This is a genomic window from Trichocoleus sp. DQ-A2, assembly GCF_039961915.1.
In the GTDB taxonomy this organism is placed as follows: domain Bacteria; phylum Cyanobacteriota; class Cyanobacteriia; order Cyanobacteriales; family FACHB-T130; genus FACHB-T130.
In genome coordinates, this window is sequence record NZ_JAMPKD010000019.1 from 85,980 (window position 1) to 107,388 (window position 21,409).

At 47.6% G+C, this 21,409-nt stretch carries 10 protein-coding genes; 6 read left to right on the top strand and 4 right to left on the bottom strand.

Annotated elements, in window-relative coordinates:
- Positions 1–22: 22 nt before the first annotated feature.
- The 3 genes from NC997_RS18950 (at position 23) to NC997_RS18960 (ending at position 8,124) form a co-directional block, all read left to right on the top strand.
- Positions 23–862 (top strand): 2-isopropylmalate synthase, encoded by an 840-nt coding sequence (locus tag NC997_RS18950; protein ID WP_190526134.1) that lies wholly within the window; start codon positions 23–25, stop codon positions 860–862.
- Positions 863–1,289: 427 nt separating this feature from the next.
- Entirely contained in the window at positions 1,290–7,754 is a 6,465-nt protein-coding gene (locus tag NC997_RS18955) for an AAA family ATPase (protein ID WP_190526136.1), read from the top strand.
- Between the two features lie 79 nt (positions 7,755–7,833).
- The gene (locus NC997_RS18960; RefSeq protein WP_190410329.1) at positions 7,834–8,124 is read left to right on the top strand and encodes a DUF4242 domain-containing protein; all 291 of its coding nucleotides are present in this window, start codon (positions 7,834–7,836) and stop codon (positions 8,122–8,124) included.
- On the opposite strand, the gene NC997_RS18965 is transcribed toward NC997_RS18960, so the two are convergent.
- On the bottom strand, positions 8,125–15,609 hold the full coding sequence (locus tag NC997_RS18965) for an AAA family ATPase (protein WP_190526137.1): 7,485 nt from the start codon (positions 15,607–15,609) through the stop codon (positions 8,125–8,127). It abuts the gene before it with no gap.
- Here NC997_RS18965 and NC997_RS18970 point away from each other — a divergent pair.
- Entirely contained in the window at positions 15,608–15,841 is a 234-nt protein-coding gene (locus NC997_RS18970; protein ID WP_348257817.1) for a hypothetical protein, read from the top strand. The genes NC997_RS18965 and NC997_RS18970 overlap by 2 nt on opposite strands.
- A gap of 618 nt (positions 15,842–16,459) precedes the next feature.
- Here the strand turns inward: NC997_RS18970 and NC997_RS18975 are convergent.
- Together NC997_RS18975 and NC997_RS18980 are read right to left on the bottom strand one after the other, a co-directional pair.
- Positions 16,460–16,912, bottom strand: a complete 453-nt coding sequence (locus tag NC997_RS18975) for an FxLYD domain-containing protein (protein WP_190526140.1) — start codon at positions 16,910–16,912, stop codon at positions 16,460–16,462.
- Between the two features lie 403 nt (positions 16,913–17,315).
- Complete coding sequence (locus NC997_RS18980) at positions 17,316–17,837, bottom strand: hypothetical protein (protein WP_348257818.1); 522 nt, start codon at positions 17,835–17,837, stop codon at positions 17,316–17,318.
- A 716-nt stretch (positions 17,838–18,553) separates the two neighbouring features.
- Between NC997_RS18980 and NC997_RS18985 the strand changes: the two genes are divergently transcribed.
- Both NC997_RS18985 and NC997_RS18990 read left to right on the top strand, forming a co-directional pair.
- Positions 18,554–19,627 carry a class I SAM-dependent methyltransferase gene (locus NC997_RS18985; protein WP_190526144.1) on the top strand — a complete coding sequence of 358 codons (1,074 nt, stop codon included), beginning with the start codon at positions 18,554–18,556 and terminating at the stop codon, positions 19,625–19,627.
- Between the two features lie 316 nt (positions 19,628–19,943).
- Positions 19,944–21,131, top strand: coding sequence for an acyl-CoA dehydrogenase family protein (locus tag NC997_RS18990; protein WP_190526146.1), 1,188 nt, complete (start codon positions 19,944–19,946; stop codon positions 21,129–21,131).
- A gap of 146 nt (positions 21,132–21,277) precedes the next feature.
- Here NC997_RS18990 and NC997_RS18995 read toward each other — a convergent pair whose 3' ends face one another.
- Positions 21,278–21,409, bottom strand: a complete 132-nt coding sequence (locus NC997_RS18995; protein WP_277881798.1) for a hypothetical protein — start codon at positions 21,407–21,409, stop codon at positions 21,278–21,280.

A 21,409-nucleotide genomic window follows, 5' to 3' on the forward strand; every position in this document is an offset into this window, starting at 1 on the left:
AAAATGCAGAAAAAAACCTGCTATGGCACAACCATCTTTACCAAAAATTATCATCTTCGACACTACAATGCGGGATGGAGAACTTGCGCCCGGTATCAAAATGGATATTCATCAAAAAGTCCAGCTTGCCAAGCTTCTAGAGGAGATGCGGGTTGATGTCATTGAAGTGGGATATCCAGGAGCTATCCAGAAAGATTTTGATGAAATTTTTCTTGTTTCCAAACAAATCAAACAATCAACCATTTGTGGATTAGCAAATTCTAAACCGAATGAAGTGATGGACGTTGCTTTAGCAATTAAACCAGCGGGACGAGGCAGAATTCACATTTACACCCAAGTTAATTTGAAGCATCAATCAACTTGGGCTGAAGAACAAACTTTAGAAGCGATACACGATTCTATTGGACTTGCCAGAAATTACTGCGCGGATGTAGAGTGGAGTGCCTTTGACGCTCCTCGAAGCCAACCGGATTTTCTTTGCAAAGCAATTGAAACAGCCATCAAAAGCGGTGCCAGAACAATCAGTATCCCTGACAGCCTTGGTTTATCGTCGCCAATAGAATTCTCAGGGTTGCTGAATATGCTCTTTAATCGGGTGTCAAATATCGATCGGGCTACGATTTCTGTCCACTGTCATGATGATATGGGATTAGCAGTAGAGAACTCAATCGCAGCTCTCAGTTGGGGTGTCAGGCAAATTGAATGCTCGATTAATGGACTGGGAGCAAGGAAAGGGAATGCTGATTTGGGAGAAGTCGTAAATGCAATTATTAATCATCCAAATTATAGCGTTGGTATTGAGAAATCTTTAATAGATCGAGCCTCGGAGTTAGTTGCTAGAATCTCCGAATCTGTAAAGTGAAAATAAAGCTATTTTTTAATTATTTTAATTTTAGTAGATACAAATGTCTACGATGAATATTTTAGGAATAATGAACACAGTTTCACTATTTAAATACAGGCAAAATAAACTTAGATAAAAAATAACTTAAATTTTTCAGATATTGTATTATGTATAAACAAAAAAGTATCGAAAGAGGTTATTGCAACAATAATCAATGAAGGAAACGGTCAATTATTTTTAGGTAAATAGCAACCCTTACTGGAAAGTTGAAGTTTAAGACAAGACTGCCCCAAACGGCTTTTTATCGGAATTTAATAATTTATTTCTAACAATACTGACAAATAGGAGTTATAAGTTGATGAGTATTAACCGCGATCGCAAGCGGCTGTCAGTAAACTGCGAAAAGTTATAGACTGAGTACCAAATGGACGGGCAGAGTAAAAATATGATGCTGCCTACTTTAGAGATCGTATTGCTAGGTGGCTTTCGCCTAACTTATGACGAAAAGCCGGTGACAGACGTGAGCGGGGAGCGATCGCAATCGTTGCTGGCATATCTGGTGCTGCACGGGGGCACGCCTCAGCCTCGTCAGCGGCTGGCTTCCCTGTTTTGGGCTGACTCAACAGACGAGCAAGCCCGAACGAACCTAAGAAGAGAGCTGCACCACTTACGGCGGGTTTTGCCGGACGCGGATCGATTCATTGAAGTAGATACAAAAACGCTACAGTGGCGCTCAGATGCACCTTTTACGTTAGATGTTGCAGAGTTTGAGCGGACGGTAGCTCAAGCGGAGGAGGCAGAACGAGCGGCTGACCGGAAAACCGTCCGAACCTTGTTAGAACAGGCGGTAGCCCTCTATCAGGGGGATTTACTGCCCAACTGTTACGACGAATGGATTTTTCCAGAACAGGAACGACTGCGACAAATTTTTATCCAAGGATTGGAATGGTTGGTTCGCCTGTTAAAGGAGCAACGAGATATCCGGACAGCGATGCGCTATGCCCAGCAGTTGTTAGAAGTTGACTCGCTCAACGAAGCAACTTATGGTGACTTGATGCAACTGCACGCGCTTAATGGCGATCGCGCGAGTGCCTTGCGAATCTACCACCGCTGCATGACGCTTTTACGGGAAGAGTTAGGAATCGATCCTAGCCCGATTACCCGCGACCTCTACGATCGCCTGCTGAATGAAGATTCTGAAGGGATAAGCAGTCGAGAAAAAAGTTTTGAATTACTCAATACAAATTCTGAATTAAATACACCCACTCAAAACGACAGGCAACCTCGTTGCGATTGGGGCGAAATCATCGATGTAAGCCTATTTTACGGACGGACAGAAGAGCTAAACACGCTCAAGCAGTGCATTTTACAGTATCGCTGTCGGCTAGTTGTCTTATTAGGCATGGGTGGAATTGGGAAAACTGCCTTGTCCGCCAAACTAGCGCAGGAAATCCAGGGAGAATTTGATTTTGTAATTTGGCGATCGCTACGGAATACTCCCACCCTAGAAACTCTTTTACACGATTCGATTTCCTTTCTATCAGAGCAACAGGAGACCGGAGGTGGAATTGAACGGCTGATATATTGGCTGCGGAATTCTCGTTGCCTGATAATTTTGGACAATGCAGAAACCCTTTTTCAGGTCAGTTGTCCGGGGCAGTATCGTCCGGGATATGAAGGCTACGGGGAACTGCTGCGAGCGATCGCAGAAACCGCTCATCAAAGTTGCCTGGTGCTGACCAGTCGGGAGAAGCCTGCTGAGGTGGGCATCTTAGAAGGTGTAGTTGATGGGAATTCAGCTTTACCTGTGCGAACCTTGCAACTGAGCGGATCGCCAGAGGCAGCGCAAGCACTCATTCAAGCAAAAGGATTAATCGGTTCTGAGGCACAGCAACAGCATTTGTGTCAGTTCTACGGCTGTAATCCTTTGGCATTGAAGATTGTTGCCACTTCCATTCAAGATGTTTTTGATGGCAAGATCCAAGATTTTCTCGCTCAAAATACCACGATTTTTAATGGGATTCACAGACTGCTAGACCAGCAGTGTCAGCGTTGCTCTCCCTTAGAAAAAACAATTATGTTTTGGCTTGCCATTAATCGAGAATGGACAACCTTCTCGGAATTGGCAGAGGATATCGTTCCCACCGTTTCTCGTGCAGACCTACTGGAAGCGTTGGGTTCGCTCAGTTGGCGATCGCTGATCGAAAAGCAGTCAGGCAGCTATACCCAGCAACCTGTGGTGATGGAGTACATCACTGAGCGATTGATTGCCCAAGTCTGTGAAGAAATTCAACATTTAGAAGTCGGAAATGGGGAATTGCTAGCCGAAAACCAGACACCCCTAATTTCCATTTTGCACAGCCACGCCTTGCTCAAGCCTCAGGGCAAAGACTATATCCGAGAGATTCAGATTCAACAAATTGTTAAACCCGTTTTAAACACTTTAATGACCCGATTGTATGGGCAGTACAACGTTGAGCGGCAGCTGACTCAACTGCTTTCAAAACTACGAAATGAATGGTCGAGACAACCCGGATATGCAGGTGGCAATATCCTCAATCTGCTGGTTCAATTGCAAAAAGACTTAACAGGTTATGACTTCTCCCATCTCACCCTCTGGCAGGCTGATTTACGAGAAGTGAATTTACATCAGGTGAATCTTGCTGATGCCGACCTCTCTAAAACAGTGTTTACAGAACCCTTGAGCTTTGCCCTCGCCGTTGCTTTTAGTCCAGACGGACAACTTCTAGCGACCGGGGATACTAACCGCGAGGTACGGGTGTGGAGAGTGGCAGATGGGAAAAATTTACTGACTTGCCAAGGACACACCAATTGGGTTTGGTCGGTTGCTTTTAGTCCTCAAGGTAATATCCTGGCGAGTGGCAGCGATGATAAGACTATTAAATTGTGGGATCTCAAGACAGGGAAATGTCTCCAGACTTTGCAAGAACACGCCCACCAAGTCTGGTCGGTCGCCTTTAGTCCGGACGGTCAAACCCTAGCCAGCGGGAGTGAGGATCGAACGGTCAAGCTGTGGGATGTCCAGTCAGGACAGTGCTGCCAAACGCTTCAGGGGCATGAGAATTGGGTGCGATCGGTAGCGTTCAGTCCTGACGGAAAAACCTTAGCGACTGGCAGCGACGATCGAACCATCAAACTGTGGGATCTCAAAACCAGTCAATGTTACCAAACCCTGCAAGGACACCTGGAACGAGTTTGGTCGGTCGCCTTTAGCCCGGATGGTCAAACCTTAGCCAGCAGTAGTAGCGATCGCACCATTAAACTTTGGAATTTTAAGACGGGTGAATGCAGCCGAACTCTCAAAGGGCATGGAAACTGGGTGCGATCGCTTTCTTTCAGTCCGGATGGTCAAACGGTAGCCAGTGGCAGCGAAGACCGCAGTGTGAAGCTGTGGCGAGTTCGGACTGGGGAATGCTACCAAACATTATGGGGGCACCAAAATTGGGTGCGGTCGGTGGCGTTCAGCCCGAATGGAGAAATCCTCGCAAGCGGTAGCGGCGATCATACCGTTAAGTTGTGGCACGCCCCTACAGGTAAATGTCGCAGAACGCTACAGGGTTATGCGAACCGAGTGCGATCGCTGGCGTTGAGTCCGGATGGTCGCATTTTGGCAAGTGGGAACGACGATCGCACCGTTAAATTGTGGGATCTCGGTACGGGGAAATGCGTTCAAACCTTGCAAGGTCACACTAGCTCAGTTTCGGCTGTTGCTTTTAGCCCAGATGGTCAGACTCTCGCTAGTGGGAGCGGCGACCAAATGGTGAAGCTTTGGGATCTTGACACCGGACGTTGTCGCCAAACCTTGCAAGAGCATACTTGCGGGATTTGGTCAGTTGCCTTCAGCCCCGATGGTCGAACCCTTGCCAGTGGCAGCGATGACCAGACGGTGAAGCTTTGGGACGTGCAGACGGGACAATGCCAACGTACCTTGCAGGGACACGCCAGTTGGGTTTGCGCGATCGCTTTCAGTCCGGATGGTCATACTGTAGCAAGTGGAAGTTACGACCAAACGATGAAGCTTTGGGACTTGCAGACAGGGCAATGCAACCAGACATTCCAAGGACATACCAATTGGGTTTGGTCAGTCGCGTTCAGTCCGAATGGTCAAACCTTGGCGAGTGGAAGTGGCGACCACAGTATTAAGTTATGGGATGTGCGGACAGGAGAGTGCCGACGCACCTTGGAAGGACACACCAGCCGAGTTTGGTCAGTTGCCTTTAGTCCAGATGGTCAAATCCTTGCCAGTGCGAGTAGCGACCAGACAGTAAAGCTTTGGGATGTCCAAAACGGTTCTTGTCTTCATACCTTGCAGGGACACACCAATTTAGTCTGGTCAGTAATCTTCAGCCTTGATAGCCGCAGGGTCGCGAGTGGCAGCCAGGATGAAACCATTAAGCTTTGGGATGTGCAGACGGGTGAGTGTGTAAAAACCTTAAGGGCAGATCGACCCTATGAGGGAATGAATATCACCAGAGTCACCGGATTAACAGACGCCCAAAAGGCTGCATTGAAGGCGCTGGGGGCAGTGGAAACTGGGAGCCGGGGAGAGAATCAGCCCCGATTTTTGGCTCCCCTAATCGGGCGAGAGCGAGAATGGGCGACAATCTGTAATTGGATGGCATCCGATACCCGGATGGTCGTTTCAGAAATCCTTTTACTGGTTGGCGAATCGGGAATTGGGAAGACGCGCCTGCTGGAAGAACTTGCTGCCGTTGTCACGAGCAACGGTCGCGTACTCTGGGGACGCGGGTTTGAGGCGGAAATCCTGCGACCTTATGGAGTCTGGATTGATGCACTGCGGGCGATCGCTCGTGATTCAGGATCGCAATTGCCAGCAGAACTGAGTTCCCTATTTCCAGAAATGGAGGGAAGAAGAGATCCGGGCGATCGCTCTCAGCTATTTGATGCGGTGGTGAACCTGCTCTCCCAACTTTCGAGTAATGGCAAACGAATCGTCATCATCCTAGATGATATTCAGTGGCTGGACGAGGCATCTACGGCACTCCTGCATTATGCAATCCGCCTGCTGGGTCATTCCTCCGTTCGGTTTGCCCTCTCTGCTCGTCAACGCGAGTTATCAGATAATGTGCCTGTGTGTAAGCTGGTGCAAGCGCTGCGGCGGGAGGAGCGGGTGCAAACCATCTCACTGCCACTATTAAATCAAGCGCAAGTGGTTCAGCTGACTCGCTCGATTAATACCGATGTGGATGGAAACCGCGTCTTTGTAGATAGTGGCGGGAATCCCCTATTCGCTCTAGAAGTGGCTCGTGCCCTAGCCCAACATGACACGGCTTACTCCGACAATCTGGAAGCCTTGATTCAAGACCGATTGCGGCAACTCGACGAACCGGCGCGAGAACTTTTACCTTGGGCAGCTGCATTGGGACGAAGTTTCAATCCGACAATCGTGGCACGGGTTGCCGACTATCCGCTCTCTAAATTACTTTTAGCCGTGGAAGAACTGGAGCAGCAGGGGATTATCCGTCCAGGAGCTTTATTAAATAACGAAACTGGCTATGACTTTGCTCATGATGTTGTGCGGAAAGTCGCTTATCACCAGTTGTCAGAACCCCGCCGTAAATTAGTGCATTTGCAGATTGCCCAGGCTTTGAATCGTCTCTCGGTTCCTGACAACGCCCTAGCCAGCGATGTCGCGCATCATGCATCATTGGGCGGTCATGATTCCTTAGCCGCCTCAGCTTTCCAGGCAGCTGCCGAACGTTGCTTGCGCCAGTTCGCCTACTCAGAAGCATCGGAACTGGCTCAACGGGGAATTCAGCATTGCCGGAACCTTGAGAAGACTTTACGGGTGCGGCTTCACATCGGACTGCTAAAGGTCTACGTTCTGGCAGGAGTTACCAGAAATCAAATCCCCCAACTCGAAAATAACCTGCATCAATTGATTGCCGAAGCCAGCGCCCTTGGTTTGAAGGATGAAGAAGCGATCGCGCTAGAAGCTTTGATCGTGCTGAACTACGAGCGAGGTAATCTTATGGGTGTTCGGGAACACTCCCTCCAAGCAGTAGAACGAGGACGATTGGCAAGTCCGGCGACCACCGCCCGAATGCTAGCTCACAGCGGTTGGTGCCTCGCCGAAACCGAACGCGAGATGCCCCGTGCTGAGGCGCTGTTGCTAGAAGCACAGCCGCTTGCCGCGAGAGTGGGACTTGAAATTATCGATATTCCCTGTGGTCTGGGATGCGTGCGCCGTCATGCAGCGGATTTCCCGGCGGCGCGTTCTCTTTTGGAACAAGCATGGCGAATGGCGCAAGCGGAACAAGATCGCTGGCGAGAGTCTGCTTGTTTGACTTATCTGGCAATGACCGAGTTGGAAGCGGGCAATCCGACAGAGGCGATCGCTTACTCCGAAGAACTGGCAGCAGTTGCCACAAAAATTAGTGGTGAAGGCAGCGAAGGCCCATTCGCCGTTGCCCTGAGTTCGCTCGCCCGTTATGTTATCGGAGAAATAGGCGCTGAAGAAGCACTTGAGCCAGCATTATCCACCCTGCGTCGGATCGATGCGAACCGAATGCTAGCTTATATCCTGAGCTTTGCAGCGGCAAGGGATTTGGAAAGGGGTCGCGTTGAATTAGCGATCTCCCGCGCTCAAGAAGCACTTCATGCCGCGCAAATTGTAGATCATCCCAGTGAAATTGCCCTAGCTGGGGCTGCACTCATTCGGGGAAAGTTAGCTTTAGGCGAACATAAGCGTGCAGCAGAGCTATTTCAAAGCTTACAGCACCAAATTGACCCTCGCGTCTTGAGCGTTCGTGCCCAAACTGCCATCAATCGCTTACCGCAGGAGCTGAGGACTAACGCAGAGATCCCCCTTGCGTCCCCCTTAAAAAAGGAGACTTTTCCAGTTCCTCCCAATTTATTGGGGGGTTAAGGGAATCTAGGCTTCAAGTTTTCAGTGCGTAAGTCCTGTATTTAAAAACCTAAATTGCTCAATCAATCAGGAGGAAAATATGGTTCGTGTCCTTGTAGAAAAGATATTTGAGCCACCGATCACCGAACAGAAGTGGAACCACGATCTTGAGATCGGAATACCTTGTCACCGGGCACACAATGTTCATTGGATTCGCTCAATGATGGCACGCGATCGGGCTAAAGTAATTTGCGAATTTGAGGCACCTGATGCTGAGACTGTCCGGAAGTCCTTTCGGAAAGCGGGCTTACCCTTCGCCCGGATCTGGACAGTTGATATTTTGGAACCATCTGTTGGATCAAATGTATCAACCCTGTCTAATTGCTCTTAATCAAAAAACCTTTGTAGTCTCACTTTCAGGTTGAAGAAACAGTAATGATGCGATCGCCTTCACCAATGCCTCCGGTTCTACAGGCTTAGAAATGTGCTGTTGAAATCCTGCGGCGATCGCTTGTTGGTAATCCATCTCGGCAGCATAGGCAGTCAGAGCGATCGCTGGAATGTTTCCTCCTTGGTCTGGTTTCAGACTCCTGACCTGTCGCATCAACATATAGCCATTGATTTCTGGCATTCCAATATCGCTGATGATGACATTTGGCTGGGATTGGCTTAGTGTTGTCAGCGCTGCAACGGCTGAGGCTACGGAGGTCACAGTTGCACCATATTGCTCCAACAGGAAGCACAAAAACTCTCGCATATCTGCATCATCATCCACCACGAGAATTTGTAAGCCAGACAAAGGTAAGGAGTCAAAAGTCAGAACTGAGAGGTTGTCTTTTTCATCCGACTGCCTTTCTCTATCATTCTGCAAACAGGGAAGCTTAATTAGGAAAGTTGCACCTTGTCCTTCACCCGGACTTGATACACTTACGGTGCCGCCGTGAAGTTCTACGAGATGGCGGACGATTGCCAGCCCTAGACCCAATCCCCCAAAGGTTCGGGTGGTGGTACCATCTTCCTGACGGAAATAGTCAAAGACATAAGGTAAGAACTCAGGTGCAATCCCCTTGCCTGTGTCAGTTACGCGGATTTGCGCCTGCGATCCGACCTGCTCTAATGCGATCGCGACCTGTCCCCCAGCCGGAGTAAACTTAACCGCATTGGCAAGGAGATTCCAAACGACTTGCTGCAATCGATTGGCATCACCGGAAACCTGTCCTACGTCCGGTTCGAGGATGGTCTGAATCTGGATAGATTTGGCTTCGGCTGCTAAACGCACCGTCTCGATTGCGGCTTCAATCGTCGATACCAAGTCAACCGGGTAGACGTTGAGGCTCAGCTTCCCTTGCAGGATGCGGGAGACATCAAGCAAATCTTCAATTAATTGGGTTTGTAACTTGGCGTTGCGCTCAATAGTTTCTAAGGCGCGATCGCTGGTTGCAGCATCGAACTTGCGGCTCCGCAGAAGCTTTGCCCAACCCAGAATCGGATTAAGCGGCGTTCTCAGTTCGTGAGAGAGAACGGCTAAGAATTCATCTTTGACGCGGTTTGCCGCTTCCGCCGCACTTCGCGCGGTTCGTTCTGCTTCGTAGAGATGGGAACGAGCGATCGCTTGGGCGCATTGTTGGGCAAGTGCCAAGATAAAAGCTTGGTCATCCTCGTTAAGTTCTTGCGGCTCAGTAAAGCCCAGAGACAACCCTCCAACTGCCCGACCCTCTACCATCAGCGGAATCGAAACCCACGTCCCAAAGTTAAATTGACTATAGGCTTCAGCCAAATGAGGGTAACGGGCTGCTCGTTTTTGTGACGTTTCACCCCAAACAGGTTGCCCAGTCCGTACCGCCTCTGCTAGAGGGACTGCGGTATCGATGGAAAAACGTTGCCAGCCATCGATTTGATTCACTTCATAGCCAACGGCCCGCACAATTTCCAGTTCAGTACCGCTTTCATTGAGCAATGCCACTAGAGCATAGTTGGCACCCAAGGCAGCCATGCCCTGTTCGACGATGACTTCAGACACTTGGGTGGGTGTGAGCGATTCTGAAAGGGCAGCGGTAATGGACTGGAGACGGGCAATTCGCTCTGCTGCCCGCTCCGCCGTCTGTTGCGCCTGCTGCGCTTCCCGATAGAGGCGGGCATTATCGATAGCGATCGCTGCCCGATGAGCAATATCTTCCGCCAGCGAGAGGTCGCCGGTGTTGAAACGATGAGCAGATTCAGCTGTGACAAACGAAATGGCACCGAGAATCCGCCCCCGTGCCATCAACGGTGAGATAATATAGGACTTTAAGCCCAGTTCCCGCAGAATTCGCAGATGTTCTGGATCTTTAACTGCTTCTGCCAGGACTGCATCTGAAATTTCCGCCACCATTTCTGTTTGCCCAGTACGCAGCACCTTTGGTACACCTTCCGGTGCATTCAACGGTCTAGGATAACGCTGATGGAGTTCCCAGGCGAGTTTCACTTTCTCCGGATCTCGGTGGGCAACGGCGACCCGATGAATCGATTGGTTGTCTTGCAGGAGGTCAACGCCGCACCAGTCTGCGAAGTAGGGCACAACCAAGCTTGCCACGCTGGAGAGCGTGCTTTCATAATCGAGGGAAGAGGCGAGGGTGGCACTGACTTGAGCCAAAAACGCGGCTCGCTGTCGGTCAGCTTCTGCTTCCTGGCGGGCGGTTTGCTCTGCGTACAGTTGGGCACGTTCCGCTTCAGCCTGTTTGCGCTCGCTAATATCTTTGTTGATGCAGACTAAAAACAGGGGCTTGCCAGCCTTGTCGTAAACAAGCTTTGATGTTGTTTCAATCAACACTTTCGACCCATCTTTTCTCACACAGGGAATTTCGCGGCAAAATCCTCCGGTTTCCTGAATCGACTGGATGATTTGGGCGGTCATCGTTGCTGCAATGTCAGGGTGATGTAAGAAATTCAGGGGTTTAGCGATCGCTTCGGACGCCGTATAGCCGAAAATCTGTTCCGCGTTGCCCAGCCAACGTTGAATATTTCCCTCCAGATCGGTTAACACAACAGCATCGGGCATTTGCTCCAAAGCAGCCTTAGAAATCAGCAGAGATTCTTCAGTTTGTTTGCGCTCCGTGATGTCAATTACAACACCACTCATGCGAGTCGCTGTGCCCGCTTCGTTGAAAAAGGCTCTTCCCCGGCAAGCAGCGTAGCGAATGCTGCCGTCATCCTGAATAATGCGATATTCGAGATCGTGTTCCACTCCTTCGTTAACCGCTCGGTTCAAAGATTGAGCGAGCGATTCCCGATCGTCTGGATGCAGGCGAGCCAACACTGCTTCTGAGGTGGCAACAAACGTTTCGGGGGTGACTCCAAATAGTTGATAAATCTGCTCATCCCAGTCAAACCGATCGTTGAGAATATCCCAACTCCAAATACCGATTTGAGCAGATTTCAACGCTAGGTTAAGTTGTTCTTGACTTTGTGCTAACCCTTGATAGAGACGAGCATTCTCCAGGGAAATGGCAATTTGAGCTGCTAAAATTTCCAGCACGGAAAGCTTGTCGTGTGTAAAAGCGCCTGGGATAAAGTTGTTTTCTAAATATAAAATTCCCAGCAAGTTTGACTGACGGGTGATTGGTAAGCAAAGTACAGACTTCGGTTGCTTTTGAATCACATACTCGTCTTCCGAAAATAGATTCTGCTCTGTGGCATCGGGCAAAATCACAGTTGATTGAGTTCGCTGCACATAATTCAGCACTGACTGAGGCAATGCAATTTCACCCGCCAATTCAGGTCGAAAAACATTAAGTTTTTCTGCTTGGGAATTTATTTTCGCTTCGACTTCTATCACTAGATTCTGCTCGTGAAAAAGCAGCAAATAACCCAGTTCGGCTCCTGCTTGCTCAAGCGCAATCTGCATCAATGTCTTCAAAAGTCGAGAGAAGACAATTTCGCTAGAAATAGTTTGAGACGCCTTAACAACCGATAGAAAGTCAAGTTGCTCCCCCGTGCTTAAAAACGTTTCGTTGGAGGCAGGGGGCTGTTGCGGCAACGGTTGCGGCAATAAGGTCGGATAGAGCTGCTCAAGCTGCTTGACCTTGCCGAGCGCCTCCCAGCGCCGATAGGCATTCCTGGCTTCTTGCAGATAGGTTTTAGCGATCGCTTCAAACTCCCGATCTAAGTAAAACTTAGCTGCTAACTCATACGCCAAGGCTTCATAATGCACAAATTTCTGCTCGCGGGCACAGCGAATTGATTGCTCATACAGGCGCATTGCTTCCATGTCCCGACCCTCAATTCGAGCTATCTCCGCCGCCACTAATTGAGACTTGTGTAAGAAGTTAGCGGGGCAGTGGCTCGCCCAATCCTGCAATTGGCGCTGATGCATTTCCAAGGTTTCTAAAAACCCTTCCTGCTCTTCACAAGATGCAGTTGGATAAAGAGTCGCCAAGGTCAGCGAGTGATACAGAACATAATCGGTTTCGATTGGTAATGCCAGGGTTGTAACTGGAAACACGGACACTTGTAAGGCAGAATTCAGCGCCTCCTCATACTGTTCGTAGGTGAAAAACACAATTAATTTGATGATGTGATAAAAGATAATTCCACTGACGAAGCCTGCATCCGTAAGGATGGAAAAGGCGTGCGATTCATCGAAACTATCATCACTTAGGGTCAGCTTGTGGTAGGTAAATCCGCGTAAATTTATGAGAAACTGCTGCTGCAATCTAATCGTCTGATAGGCCGCCTCATGCTTAGATTGCTGGGCAAAGTTAACGTACTTTTGAATTAAATTGTACGTTTCGGGAAGTGGACTTCCTACCTGAATAATCTGCCAAGAGCCTTGATAGCCGTTGTAGTTAGCCATCGTCACATCGCCTGCTTCCACACAGCCGATAAATCCTCGCTCTAAAAATGGAATATCGGTAGCAATATGGTTCCGCCAAACGTTGATATGACTGCCATGAATGTGTAGAACTGTTCCTCTGAGTTTCGGGTCATTCAACTTCTCATTTAGTTGAATCGTCATCTCGGAAAATGCGTAGCCTGTCGGAATATCACGGAATATAGAAACCAACAACATCGCATACATACTATAAGCAAAACAGGAGTCTTCCGTATTGCCATACGTCAGCGAATAATTGACTGCTTTGAGTACAACTAGAGGAAAAATACTTGGTCTGCCGAGATAGGCAGGCGGCCCTACAGTTGTCAGCAGACCGATGAGTGTCTTAAGATTTGGATCTTGGAGCGTTGGGGCGTTGAGTAGATCGGAGACTTGTCTGTCACCTAAATTTGCCAATACCTGGCTTTTTTCGATAGCGATCGCAACCTGCACTTGCTCCTCTGAATCCGGGAAAGTCACCCCAAAAATTTTTAAAGCTTCTAATCCGAGTGCTAGCGCCTCCTCATACCTACCTGCAACTTGATAAAGTCTGAGCTGAAGTATATAAATATTCGCTTTGTCTATATAAGATTTGGCTTTGATAAATAGAAGCTTAAATAGAGCTTCCGCCTCCTCTAAATTACCCGTTAAAAATTCGCATTCAGCTCGTTCTTTAACTAGAGTAAATGTTTGTTCATAATGGTCAAACCAAGAATCTTCATTTAAAAGATTTGCAGCGACAGCAAGCATTTTTTTCGCAGGTGTGTACGCAGTGGAGGCTTTTGCTTTCTTAGCAGCAATTAGATTTAGGCGAATTAATTCGTCTTTTTCTGTCCGCTCAGTAATCAAACCAACAGCTAGATTAAGTTGATTCACTAAATCAAAAATCTGTTCTTCCAGTTGAGCAGAATTGAAACTTTTAAGTAAAAGTCGCCCAATCGTAAGGTGAACTGCTTGCTTTTGTTCATCATCAATCAAGGCATAGGCAGCTTGTTGAATGCGATCGTGGTAAAAGCGATAGCTTTTCTCAATGCTTTCAGTTGCCTCTGTTGGGATGATGAATCCTCTCAGAACCGCTTCCAAAAGTGTATTGGCTGTTTGCTGAAGAGATGTTTCACCGACGATTGCTAAAACTTCTAAATCAAAACGATTCCCGATACAGGAAGCTAACTTGAGCAACTGTTGAGTTTCGGGCGGCAGTTTTTGCATCCGCCCAATCATCAGATTGACAATATTATCCGTAATGCCTTGGGCTTCAATTTGGGCTTGCTCCCATTGCCAGACGCGATGGTTGCGATCGAACGTCAACAGATTTTCTTGGTACAGCGTTTTGAGAAACTCGTTGACAAAAAAAGGATTGCCATCAGTTTTCTGAATGATTAATTTTGCAAGAGATTCTGACCGTCCCGGCTCACAATGTAGGGTTTCAGCAATGAGCTGATTCACATAAGTAAGGTTGAGAGGAGTGAGAACAATTTCGGTTATTTTTGCCCCACCTTGACGAATCTGCTCCATCATCAAACTGAAGGGATGGAGCAAATCGACTTCATTATCTCGAAAAGCCAGAATAAAGCAAAGATGCTGGAGGTTCGACCCCGTGGTGATAGTTTGAATCAAATTCAGAGTGGCGCTGTCTGCCCACTGCATATCATCCAAAAAGACAGCCAGTGGATGCTCTTTTTGAGCAAAGATACTGATAAAGTTTTGAAACACCAGATTGAATCGATTTTGGGATTCAGCGGGTCCCAAGTCTGGTACAGGAGGTTGTTCGCCGACGATGAGTTCAACTTCTGGAATCACATCGGTAATCAGTCTGCCATTATTCCCGAATGCGGCTTGGATTCGCTTTCTCCAAGTGGCAAGTTTATCTTCAGGTTCCGTCAAAATTTGCCGAACGAGCGTCTGAAAAGCTTGAACAAGGGTGGAATAAGGAATATCTCGTTTGTACTGATCGAACTTACCAGAGATAAAAATCCCACGTTCTCTTACGATGGGTTTTTGGATCTCGTTCACGAGAGAAGATTTACCAATCCCAGCATATCCAGCGACGAATATAAGTTCTGGCGTACCTTGGCTAACAACTCGCTCAAATGCTTGTAAAAGCTGTGCAATTTCTCGCTCTCGCCCATACAATTTTTGGGGAATTTGAAACCGCTCTGAGATATCTTGTTCGCCTAAAGGGAAAGATTGAATTTGTCCAATTGTCTCCAACTGTTTTAGGCATCGTTCCAGATCGAACTGCAAACCCAAAGCACTCTGGTAGCGATCTTCTGCAACCTTTGAGAGCAGTTTCATGATGATGTCAGATAGCGATCGCCCAATCTCCGGTCTTACCTTTGTGAGTGGTGGCGGCGATTGGGCAATATGACAATGCACCCACTCTAAAGGGTCTTTGCCCTGAAACGGTAGCTGACGGGTCAGCATTTCATAGAAGGTGACTCCCAAGGAATATAAATCGCTGCGATGGTCAATCCCACGATTCATTCGCCCAGTTTGCTCTGGCGACAGATAAGCCAAACTGCCTGCAATCTGGCTGGAACTGCTGACCATTTGCTGTTCGTAGGGGATAAAAGCAGCGATCCCGAAGTCAGCGATTTTGACCTGATGCGTTTCCAGATTAATGAGAATGTTCTGCGGTTTAATATTTTTATGGACAATGCTATGGCTATGAATTTGGGCGATCGTATTGGTGATTTGAATGGCAATTTTTAAAAACGGAATCGGCTCTCGAAAGTCTTCTAGAAGCCGATCGAGCGATCGCCCGCCAAAATCCTCCAAAATCAGATAAGGAATGCCCTGATGCACCTCTAAGACGTAGGCTTTAACTGCTCCGGGGGTGTTCAACCGTTGGGCGATCGCATACTCATGTCTGAGTTGCTCAATATTGTTGGGCGTACAGCACTCTGGACGTAGCCCTTTAATAATCACCGGACGCCGATCTTCGACTCTGATTCCACGGTATAGGACGGCTTTTATCCCTTCTTTGAGCAAAGTGACAATCGTAAATCCGGGTAACTTCAAGGTCATGTCAACAGATCCTATAGCCGTGCTTCGTCAGAATAGTCAGAGGCCAATGGTGCTTCAGACTCATCTGCTAGATTTAACTAGAGTAGCAATCGCTTCAACCAGTTTTTCCGATTCTCCAGGCTTGGCAATATGCAGATGGAATCCGGTTGCGATCGCGTACAGTCCTTTGGGCATGAAAACAGCGAAGCGAGGCGTTAGCCTAGCGCCGACCTATCGGTTAGCTCATCTGTAATTACCCCAAGATGGCATAAAAAATTGAAAAATTCGATGCTTGAAAGCTGACAAACTACTGACCATTCTCCTGTAAGTATTTAGTCATCATTTCGGCTCTCTTGACAAGACCAGCCTCCTGGCGCTGTCTGCGACAAGCTTAAGGGATCTCTAATACTGACTACGAGAGATTTTCCTAGTTCTGAGCTACAGAAGGCATAATAACAGTCATCCCCATTTAGACAACCACTAGGAGATAACGATAAGACCCTCCATTCCGTAGGTTTACCCTACCTCCTAGAGAGTCTTCTGATATTGGTGGTGCTTATGCGATCGCTCAACTCTTTGATGGCTTAGGGAAAAAACTGCAACTAGACTACCCTCTTAGTAACAGTTGCACCACAGCAACAACGGAATCAATAAAAGTAAAGTCTTGGATTCAGAGAATACCCGAAAAAGCGATCGCTGATATCTGCGTCCAGACCATTTAGTTTTACTATCCCTTGCTTATTGACTACTTTTAGAGCAAACCTATCAGAAATTTTCTGATTTCTGAGTTTTGCCTGCATTCTTGTTTTCAACCCAATCAATCGCTGAGTTTAAATAACTGCGTGGTTTCATTTGCCCACCACCATTCTTGTTACTCTTTCCAATTAACAGATGTTGCTCTCAATTTGCCATCACCGATAATCGTGTGAACTTTGAAAGAGCCGCTTTGTCCTGGATTTAGCGTGGAGGGTTCTGCATTGACAGAACTACTTTTAATCACCTTGCCATCTAATCCAACAACGTTATAGGTGACTTCAATCGAATGAACTGTTTTTTGGGTTTCGTTGATGATGCGACCCGTCAAAATATCCCCATCAGATGTTTGGTCTGCGATGATGACTTGTGGTTTTTGACCGCATAGTTGGGTGAGGTCTAAGGTTCTGCCATCCGATGTCTGCATATAGCAAAAGGGCATATCGATCTCGGAAGATGAGGCACTCGCAGCTTGTAAATTGGTAATCCATGAATTGCCAGAAGATTGATGATTGCCGAAGAAAATCGAAGCAATCCAGAAGGAAATTGTTAAAGTAAGGGTTTTTTGCATAGTGTTAACAGTTGGTAAAAACATAACAAAATTTCGATCTGTCTTAACAGATTAGAGGGAGGAGTCTGAATTTAATTCAAGGCAGTATTCAAGGCTAAATTCTAAGTTCAGAGCTTGAGTGTTGGGTTTTTCCAAACACCCAGTATTGGCTTGCCCGGTGTTCAAACCCTAGCCATAGTGAGGGAATAAAAAGTAATCTCTTGGCTAGGGCAGTTGAGAAAATTCCAATGCCTTGCTAACCCAGGTTGCTAGTTATCTCATTTGGGTTGTGAGGTGCTGGTGAGGTGCTACATTAACGATCCTTCCAGCCCCCCAATAAATTGGGGGGCAAGAAGTCTATATATTGCAAGCAGAAAACAAAATGGTATTAGAGCATTGGAAATCGACTCGCAAATGTACCCAGTTACTCAGCAATGGAGTAACTCGCAACTCCCGTACCTGGTGGTAGTGAGCAAACAACCTCATAAGCTCCGTTAGCAGTTTGAGCTACAGGTCCCGTGAAGTTGAACACATGCTTCTTCGGAGTACCTGTAGCACCACCGCTAAGTGCGATTGTTAATTTCTGGAATTGAAAACTTAGAGAGTTCGGCTGGTGAGCCCGCAGCTCGCACTGTAGGGTTGTAGACTGAGCGTTTCTGCTGAATACATGCACAAAAGCAAGAGGCCCTGCGCTGCCATTTTCAGTCCCTGATGTAATGTCCCGAACAACAGGACAATGTAGGTTAATGGATGTGGTACCTTGAACTGAAAACTGTCCAGCTGCACGACTAAATTGCTGATTAGAAGCGGAAGTCTCAGGCTGACACGCACTTCCAGAATAGACTTTATTATCTCCAGCTAATGCTGCGGTGGGAATGGCAGCACTGGATAATAGAGTGGCAGAAAATGCGATCGCTACTTTTGCACGTTTCATGTTGGACATCATAGAAGTTGCTCCTTGGTATTTGCGTTGTTAATTAGTGAATTGCTTCAACTAAATACCAAGTTATTCAAAGCAGCGTTCGCGAAGCGTTCAATTAAATGCGATCGGAAACTTAGATTTTTGTGACTCAAATCACTGGCGCTCGTGTTAAAGCGAAGATACCCGATAACAATCTTTTTGGTAACTCGCAAATTCTGTATGAATTTTTCTAGGATTGTGCAGCAAGCAACTGAATAAGTCTATTTTTCCGGTCATGTATTAACCGTCTCAAGCAGTGTATACGAGCCGCAATCCGTTATCAGGAACGACGAACGAGCCGACAGGTCGGCTATAGGCTTCCGCCTTCGCTACGCTGACGCTGTTTTCATGCCCAAAGGGCTGTACGCGATCGCATCTATTTCACAGTGGTTATATCCATACATAGCCTAGGGTAAGGGTTTGGGGACATCGAACGCTTCCAGAACGCTATCGGAACGCTTGCCTTGATAGCTTGTTCGTATGCCAAAAAACATTCATAGAGGATATCGAATAAATCCTGAAGGGACACACAGCTTGGGTTGAATTTCTGCGAATACCCTTTGTTTTACTGATATCTATTTCTCTTCGGAATGCTACCTATCAGTTCCTCTAACTCCGCTTAAGAGTGCAATAGAAATCTAAGTTTTTGCGATCGCACTCTGAATAACACATTCAAACTTGAAAATCATTACGAGGATTCTATGACAACACTTACCCTAGACCAAACAAAAGCAGAAGCGTTTGCCGAACGGATGCTTGACATTCTCAACAGTGGCGCGATCGCTCTGATGACGTCTATCGGTCACAGAACTGGGCTATTTGACAGGATGGCTGAACTACCGCCTTCTACAAGCCAACAGATTGCAGACGCAGCGGGGTTGAATGAGCGGTACGTGCGCGAATGGTTGGGAGCAATGGTTACGGGTGGCTTTGTGGAATACAATCCAGCTAAGAATACCTACGATTTGCCTCTAGAACACGCCGCATTCTTAACGCGGGCTTCCAGTCCTGACAACATTGCGGCATTTTCCCAATACATCCCTTTGTTAGGAAGTGTTGAGGAGCAAATCATCGACTGCTTTTACAAGGGTGGTGGGGTTCCCTATTCTGCTTTCAAGCGTTTTCATCAAGTGATGGCGGAAGATAGCGGTCAAACGGTCGTTGCGGCGCTGAATGACCACATTTTGCCCTTAATTCCCGGACTGATTGAGGTACTTAAGGAGGGAATTAATGTGCTGGATGTGGGGTGTGGGAGTGGTCGTGCCATCACCAAAATGGCGAAGGAATTTCCGAATAGTCGGTTTACAGGCTACGACTTCTCAGAAGAAGCGATCGCGATCGCGCAAACCGAAGTCCAACGCCTCAATCTTGCAAATATCCGCTTTCAAGTAAAAGATGCTGCCACTTTAGATGAAGTGGAGAAATATGATTTCATCGCTACCTTTGATGCAATTCACGACCAAGCTAAGCCCGATGTAGTTTTGCGAGGAATTGCTCAAGCACTGCGCTTCGATGGTGTTTATTTGATGCAAGATATTCGCGCTTCCAGCTATGTGGGTGGCAATCTCGATCATCCGGCAGGGCCGTTACTTTACACCATTTCTTGTATGCACTGCATGACTGTATCGCTTGCCGCAGGAGGCATGGGGCTTGGTGCCATGTGGGGTCAGGAGAAAGCATTGGAAATGCTGGAAGATGCCGGTTTCACTAGCGTGGAAATCAAGCAACTCGCTCATGATTTTCAGAACAATTACTACATTGTGCGGAAGAATTAAACCCGTTTTACGAATTGTCTGGATTAAATCCCTGCCATCAATTGGGGGGATACAGAAAAAATCACAAATGTAGCGGCAAGAAAGTGAATCGCTAAAAAACTATGTAACACCAACCTTCAATTCTGAAAACCATTGAAAGCTAGAAAATCCTATGTGCAAACTCTGTGCATTTGCTTGGCGTTATCAAAAACCCGGTAGCAGTGACTCGCTATTGCTAACTACGAAACAGTTCTCTTCACTGGTTGTTTTAAATCAAGCCTCGCAACCAGTTCAGAAATTATCTACTACAAAAGACAAGTAAAAAGGAGAAAAAACCATGACTACATTACTAAACCGCATCGAATTGAAAGATTATGCAGCGATCGCAACTGCTCTCTCCCAAGAATTGGCAGCGAGTGCCGTTGAGCGCGATCGCCAAGCAGGTATCCCCCATGAAGAAGTACGACGGTTGCGGGAATCGGGACTGTTACCTCTGGTTGTACCGCGAGAATATGGCGGTATTGGCGCAACCTGGGTAGAAGCTTACAAGGTTCTTCAGGAAATTGCTAAAGCAGATGGTTCTACGGGGCAACTCTACTGCAATCAGCTAATCTTATCAGTGGTGGGTCAGGTGAGCGGCACCCCTGCTCAAGCCGAACGCTACTATCGAGCCACTGCCCAGAATCACTTGTTTTGGGGTAATGCATTTAACACGCGAGACACTCGCCTCAAAATTGAGCCAGAAGGCGATCGCTTCCGGGTAAATGGAACTAAGAGCTTTGGCACCGGAGTGGCAGCAGCGGATATTCGTGTATTCGCCGCCGTGCAAGACGGGGTCGATCATCCGATTGCCTTTATCCTTCCCAAGGATCGAGAAGGCATTGTCTACAACAACGACTGGGACAATATGGGACAACGCTGCACCGCTAGCGGTAGTTTCACCTTCCACAACGTCCTCGTGAACCCGGATGAAATTCTCGGCCCACCTCCATCTCCAGAGGGTGCCTTTTCTACCCTCTTGTTCGTGGTGAATCAGTTGGCGAAAACCCATGTCTATCTGGGAATTGCCGAAGGTGCCTTGGAAGCGGCAAGGGATTACACGACGACCATGACTCGACCCTGGATGACCTCAGGCGTCGATCGGGCATCGAAAGATCCCTACATTTTGCAGCACTATGGTGAACTATGGACTGAGCTAAAGGCAGCGATCGCGCTCTGCCGTCAGGCAGCGCAGCAGGTACAGACGGCATGGGAAAAGGGACAGGCGCTCACTCATGAGGAACGGGGTGAAGTTGCGATCGCTGTTTATACTGCTAAAGCTTTTACCACTAAAGTTGGCTTGGATATCACCACCCGCATCTTTGAAGTCATGGGCGCTCGTTCCACTGCTGCGAAATACGGCTTCGACCGCTACTGGCGCGATTTGCGGACGTTTACCCTGCATGACCCAGTGGACTATAAGCTGCGGGATATTGGCAATTGGGTTCTCAATCAGGAACTGCCAATGATATCGCAGTATTCCTAACCAGAATGCGATCGCATTCCCTAGTCTGGCTTGCTTGCAAGTAGATAGTCAAAAGTCGATTCCTAGGGCGCACAAATCGACTTTTGACTTATTTTTTTGGCTTATTTTTGAATGCGCTTGACAAATGACTCGTGTATGCCGTCACTTTAGAGGAGTTTAAACGCGATCGCCCCCACGTCTTGCCAACAGAAAGCGATCGCTTCTTTTAAAAATTCCTGACTCCAACCAATAATCCCTGTCAAAGGGAAAGGAAGGCACAAGTGAAGGAGTAGAGACAC